The 4,117-nt window shown below is 69.8% G+C and carries 4 protein-coding genes; 1 reads left to right on the top strand and 3 read right to left on the bottom strand.

Going from position 1 to position 4,117, the window contains the following annotated elements; all coding sequences use genetic code 11:
- Window positions 1-918 (top strand): glycosyltransferase (locus ACTWQJ_RS47555; RefSeq protein WP_443312597.1); only part of this gene is annotated, 918 nt, incomplete at its 5' end.
- Window positions 919-925: 7 nt separating this feature from the next.
- Here the strand turns inward: ACTWQJ_RS47555 and ACTWQJ_RS47550 are convergent.
- The 3 genes from ACTWQJ_RS47550 to ACTWQJ_RS47540 form a co-directional block, all read right to left on the bottom strand.
- The gene (locus tag ACTWQJ_RS47550) at window positions 926-1,300 is read right to left on the bottom strand and encodes a transglycosylase family protein (protein ID WP_443312596.1); all 375 of its coding nucleotides are present in this window, start codon (window positions 1,298-1,300) and stop codon (window positions 926-928) included.
- A gap of 164 nt (window positions 1,301-1,464) precedes the next feature.
- Window positions 1,465-2,961 carry an AMP-binding protein gene (locus tag ACTWQJ_RS47545; protein WP_443312595.1) on the bottom strand — a complete coding sequence of 499 codons (1,497 nt, stop codon included), beginning with the start codon at window positions 2,959-2,961 and terminating at the stop codon, window positions 1,465-1,467.
- Window positions 2,962-2,977: 16 nt separating this feature from the next.
- A partial coding sequence (locus ACTWQJ_RS47540) for an acyl-CoA dehydrogenase family protein (RefSeq protein WP_443312594.1) occupies window positions 2,978-4,117 on the bottom strand: 1,140 nt, incomplete at its 5' end.

Genomic DNA, 4,117 nt, shown 5'->3' with positions numbered 1-4,117 from the left:
CTGCTGCACGACCCGGAGCTGCTGCTCGCCCTGCCCGGCACACTGCGCCGGTGGCGGCGCCGCGGCCGGGCCCCGGTGACCGTGTGGGACGTGCACGAGGACACGGCGGCGGCACTGGCGATGAAGCGCTGGGTACCGGCGGCTCTGCGGCCGCCGCTGAAGGTGGCGGTACGGGCGGCGGAGCGCCTGGCCGAGCGGCACGTGCGGCTGCTGCTCGCCGAGGACGCCTACCGGGCGCGTTTCCGACGGCCGCATCCCGTCGTGCCGAACCTCGCGACCGTACCGCCCGAGCCACCCGAGCCGCCCGGCACGGACCGGGTCGTCTATCTGGGGCACCTGTCCCGGGCGCGCGGCGCGCTCGACCTCATCGAGACGGCCAGGCTGCTCGGGCCGGACGTACGGGTCGAGGTGACGGGGGCGGCCGACCTCGACGTGCGGGGCGCGCTCACCGAGGCCGACCGCGACGGCGTCCTGCGCTGGCACGGCTATCTGCCCAACGACCGTGCCCTCGCCCTGCTCTCCGGCGCCCTGGCCGGCCTGTCCCTCCTGCACGACCAGCCCAACTACCGTCACTCGCGGCCCACCAAGGTCGTCGAGTACATGGCCCACGGCGTCCCTGTCGTGACCACGCCGATTCCCCTGGCGGCCGACCTGGTGCTGCGGCACCGCTGCGGCCTCCTCGTCCCGTACGAGAACCCGGCGGCGACCGCGGACGCGGTACGGCGGCTGCGCGCGGACACGCAGCTGCGCCTGGGCACCGCCGAACGCGGCCGCGCAGCGGCGCTGGCCGAGCTCGACTGGGCCGAGCGGGCAGCCGAGTTCACGGGCCGGCTGGAGACATGGGCGAAGGAGACGGCCGCCGACCGGGATACACGCCCGCCTGCGGCCGCCGCGGGGGACACGGCTCGTCCCGCCTGACGCGCCGTCACCCGGCTGACGCGCAGGTCCACGCCGACATTCCCTGCAGGGCGGCCAGGCGTTTCGCCACGATGATCTGCTCTCTGCGAGTGGCCAGATCGGCACGCGGGGCGTACTTCAGACCGCCGGCCGCGACCCAACTGGACTGCCTGAACTGCAGACCGCCGTAATGGCCGTTTCCGGTGTTCGCTTTCCAGTTGCCCCCGGACTCACACGCGGCGATGGCGTCCCAGTCGGGCCCGGACCGAACGGACGGCACGGCCTCCGCTCTGGCTGTGATGCCCAGTAACACGGCAGTCGTCACGACGACGAGCGCCGTACCCGCCCTGGGGCGGCGCGAGCTGCGAGCGTTGATCAGTTCAGCGTTCTGCGATGAGATCATATGCAGACTGTCGCACCCCGTGACAGAGAGTCCCGACCTGCGACACGGGCTCGTACGCCAAACGGCTCCGCGCGGGCTTGGCGCGGGCGCCGGGTGCCGAGATCGAGGCCGCGGCACCGGCGGTGGCTCGCTCGAATCCGCCCAATCGAGGCAGGAGACGCCCGTCAGGCCTGCCGCGCCCCGGCCTCCGCGTATTGTGCACGGATGCGATGCTTGGCGATCTTGCCGTTGTCGTCACGCGGCAGGTCGTCGACGATCTCGATGTTCCGTGGGACCTTGAATCCGGCGAGCGTGGCGCGCAGGGCCTGGCCGAGCTCCCCCGGGTCGATCACGGCATCGCGCTCCGGTTGCACCAGGGCGTGCAGCCGCTCTCCGAATTCGGGGTCGGGCACACCGAACACCGCGCAGTCGAGCACACCGGCCTGCCCGAGGATCGTGCTCTCGATCTCGGCCGGATAGATGTTGACTCCGCCGGAGATCACCATGTCCACCGCGCGATCACAGATGTAGAGGTAACCGTCCGCGTCGAGGTAGCCCATGTCCCCGAGGGTGATCAGATCGTCCAGGGCGACGCGCTCACGCGCATCGGGCTGATTCCGGTAGGTGAAGTCGGTGTACGCGGGCTGCCGCACGTAGATGATCCCGGTCTCACCTGGGGGACAGTCCGCGCCGTCCGGGGAGACGATGCGGATCCGCGCCTCGCCGACCGGACGGCCGACGCTGCCGGGACGCTCGAGCGCCTCCTTCGAGTCGATCACGGTGATCCAGCCGCTCTCGCTGGAGGCGTACGTCTCGTACACGATCGGACCGAGCCAGTCGATCAGCGCCTGCTTCACCTCCGGAGCACAGGGCGCGCCCGTGGATCCGACGAACCGCAGGGAGGACAGGTCGTAGCGCTCACGCACGCTGCGGGGCAGTTTCAGCAGGCGGACGTACATGGTCGGGACGCAGTACAGGGTGTCGATGCGGTGGCGTTCGATCAGGGCGAGCGTCTGCTCGGCGTCGAAACGAGGCGCGATGACGAGGGTGTCGGCGATCTGGCTCGTCCACTGCGCGAAACCGCTCGGCGCACTGTGGTAGAGCGGAGCCGGTACGAGGGCACGGCAGCCGGCCCGCACCCCGAAACAGGCCTCCATCACCTCGAGGGACCGCCTTCGGTACAGCTCCAGTTCCCCCAGGGGTATGGGAGCGCGGACCACGCCCTTGGGCCGTCCGGTCGTGCCCGAGGTGTAGGCCATGTGACCGCGCGGTGCGACGATCGGGCCGCTGTAATCGGGCTGCTGCACCAGCCAGTTCTCGTACTCGACCGATTCCTCGTCGGCATCGCCCGCGACGGCGAGTGTGGTGACGCCGTGGGGCAGCACGGCGCGTGCCGCATGGAGCAGATCGGCGTGGCCGATCACCGCCCGGGCGCCGCAGTCCTTCAGGATGTAGCCGATTTCGGGCGGCGTGAAATGCCAGTTGAGAGGGCAGTAGGAGAACCCGCCGATGCGGCAGGCGAGGATGATGTCCACGTAGACGGGGTCGTTGCGCAGGAGCACCGCGACGACATCGCCCTCGCGCAGCCCCAGCGCTGCCAGCCCGCCCGCCAGTTTGCGCGCCCGGGCATCGAGCTCCTCGGGGGCGATTTCCTTGTCTTCGAAGCAGAGGGTTGCGGTCATCCGGAATCCTTGTCTCCTATCCGCGGAACGCGTTGTGCCCGGTGAACGCCTGGCCGAGCACCAGCTGGTGTATTTCGGCCGTGCCTTCGTAGGTCAGCACCGTTTCGAGGTTCACCATGTGCCGGATCACCGGGTACTCGAGCGAGATGCCGTTGCCACCGAGGATGGAGCGCGCGGTCCGGCAGATGTCGAGCGCCTCGCGTGTGTTGTTGAGCTTGCCGAAGCTGACCTGTTCGGGGCGCAGGCCGGTCCTGTCCTTCTGACGGCCGAGGTGCAGGGCCAGCAGCAGGCCCTTGTTCAGCTCCACCGCCATGTCGACGAGCTTGGCCTGAGTGAGCTGGAAGCCGGCGATCGGCTTGCCGAACTGCGTGCGCTGTCCCGCGTATTCGAGCGCGGCCTGCCAGGCGGACCGGGAGGAGCCCATGACGCCCCAGATGATTCCGTACCGCGCCTCGGTCAGGCAGCCGAGTGGTCCGGAGAGCCCCTTCGCCTTGGGCAGCATCGCGCCGTCGGGCAACCGGACGTCGTCCAGCACCAGTTCGCTCGTCACCGACGCCCGCAAGGACAGCTTGTGCTTGATCTTGTGGGCACTGAATCCAGGCGTGTCGGTCGGAACGACGAAACCACGGATCCCGCCCTCGGTGGACGCCCACACCACAGCCACGTCAGCGATGCTGCCGTTGGTGATCCACATCTTGCGACCGTTCAGCACCCAGTCCGTGCCATCGCGCCGGGCCGTGGTCGTCATCGAGCCCGGGTCGGATCCGGAGTCGGGCTCGGTCAGGCCGAAGCACCCGATGGCCTCGCCGGCGGCCATGCGCGGCAACCACTCCTGCTTCTGCTCCTCGGACCCGTTCGCCCAGATCGCGTACATCGCCAGTGAGCCCTGCACGGAGACCATCGAGCGAATGCCCGAGTCGGCGGCTTCCAGTTCCAGGCAGGCCAGACCGTAGTGCACCGCGCTCGCGCCACCGCACCCGTAGCCCTCGAGGTGCATGCCGAGCACGCCGAGCTTGCCGAACTCCTTGGCGAGCTCCCGAGCGGTCGGCAGGTCGCCGGCCTCGAACCAGTCCCCGACGTACGGGGTCACGTGTTCCGCACAGAACTTCCGGATGGTGTCGCGGACGGCCAGTTCGTCGTCGGAGAGCTGGGAGTC

Source organism: Streptomyces sp. KR55, from assembly GCF_052245645.1.
GTDB lineage: Bacteria > Actinomycetota > Actinomycetes > Streptomycetales > Streptomycetaceae > Streptomyces > Streptomyces flavusporus.
This window is presented reverse-complemented; position numbering and strand designations above follow the sequence as displayed.

Excerpts from the sequence above, each read along its gene's own strand:
- ACTWQJ_RS47550 (WP_443312596.1), bottom strand. The coding sequence starts at position 1,300 with ATGATCTCATCGCAGAACGCTGAACTGATCAACGCTCGCAGCTCGCGC.
- ACTWQJ_RS47545 (WP_443312595.1), bottom strand. The coding sequence starts at position 2,961 with ATGACCGCAACCCTCTGCTTCGAAGACAAGGAAATCGCCCCCGAGGAG.